A 1746-nucleotide genomic window follows, 5' to 3' on the forward strand; every position below is an offset into this window, starting at 1 on the left:
GGTAGATCTTTGAAAACTGAACAAGATTGATAATCGATGATGTGTAAGGAACTTACAACTTGGTTGTAAGAATTAAACATTGCGAAGTCAATTCGCTTATAAAATAACAATTTATTCAGAAGAGCTAAGTTAAGCTTTTCATCTTAAGATGAGAGTTTGATCCTGGCTCAGGACGAACGCTGGCGGCGTGCCTAATACATGCAAGTCGAACGAGCTCTCCCAAATTGATTTTATGCTTGCATAAATGATTTTTGGATTCGGAGCGAGTGGCGAACTGGTGAGTAACACGTGGGTAACCTGCCCCGAAGCGGGGGATAACATTTGGAAACAAATGCTAATACCGCATAATTAGTTGGAACCGCATGGTTCCAACTTGAAAGATGGCTCTGCTATCACTTTGGGATGGACCCGCGCCGTATTAGTTAGTTGGTGAGATAAAAGCCCACCAAGACGATGATACGTAGCCGACCTGAGAGGGTAATCGGCCACATTGGGACTGAGACACGGCCCAGACTCCTACGGGAGGCAGCAGTAGGGAATCTTCCACAATGGACGAAAGTCTGATGGAGCAACGCCGCGTGAGTGATGAAGGGTTTCGGCTCGTAAAACTCTGTTGTTAAAGAAGAACAAGTGTTAGAGTAACTGTTAACACTTTGACGGTATTTAACCAGAAAGCCACGGCTAACTACGTGCCAGCAGCCGCGGTAATACGTAGGTGGCAAGCGTTGTCCGGATTTATTGGGCGTAAAGCGAGCGCAGGCGGTTTTGTAAGTCTGCTGTGAAAGCCCTCAGCTCAACTGAGGAAGTGCAGTGGAAACTACAAAACTTGAGTACAGAAGAGGAAAGTGGAACTCCATGTGTAGCGGTGAAATGCGTAGATATATGGAAGAACACCAGTGGCGAAGGCGGCTTTCTGGTCTGTTACTGACGCTGAGGCTCGAAAGCATGGGTAGCGAACAGGATTAGATACCCTGGTAGTCCATGCCGTAAACGATGAATACTAGGTGTTGGAGGGTTTCCGCCCTTCAGTGCCGCAGCTAACGCATTAAGTATTCCGCCTGGGGAGTACGACCGCAAGGTTGAAACTCAAAGGAATTGACGGGGGCCCGCACAAGTGGTGGAGCATGTGGTTTAATTCGATGCTACGCGAAGAACCTTACCAGCTCTTGACATCTTCTGCCAACCCAAGAGATTGGGCGTTCCCTTCGGGGACAGAATGACAGGTGGTGCATGGTTGTCGTCAGCTCGTGTCGTGAGATGTTGGGTTAAGTCCCGCAACGAGCGCAACCCTTATTATTAGTTGCCAGCATTTAGTTGGGCACTCTAGTGAGACTGCCGGTGATAAACCGGAGGAAGGTGGGGACGACGTCAAATCATCATGCCCCTTATGAGCTGGGCTACACACGTGCTACAATGGATGGTACAACGAGTCGCGAAACCGCGAGGTCAAGCTAATCTCTTAAAGCCATTCTCAGTTCGGATTGCAGGCTGCAACTCGCCTGCATGAAGTTGGAATCACTAGTAATCGTGGATCAGCATGCCACGGTGAATACGTTCCCGGGCCTTGTACACACCGCCCGTCACACCATGAGAGTTTGTAACACCCAAAGACGATGGGGTAACCTTTTAGGAGCTAGTCGTCTAAGGTGGGACAGATGATTAGGGTGAAGTCGTAACAAGGTAGCCGTAGGAGAACCTGCGGCTGGATCACCTCCTTTCTAAGGAAATTTCGGAAACTTACATTAG

At 48.7% G+C, this 1746-nt stretch carries 1 rRNA gene; it reads left to right on the plus strand.

Annotated features, from left to right (window positions below):
- The first annotated feature begins 144 nt into the window (after positions 1-144).
- A 16S ribosomal RNA gene (locus JUD45_RS07025) occupies positions 145-1718 on the plus strand.
- Positions 1719-1746: the final 28 nt, after the last annotated feature.

Source organism: Apilactobacillus nanyangensis (assembly GCF_016861915.1).
GTDB lineage: Bacteria > Bacillota > Bacilli > Lactobacillales > Lactobacillaceae > Apilactobacillus > Apilactobacillus nanyangensis.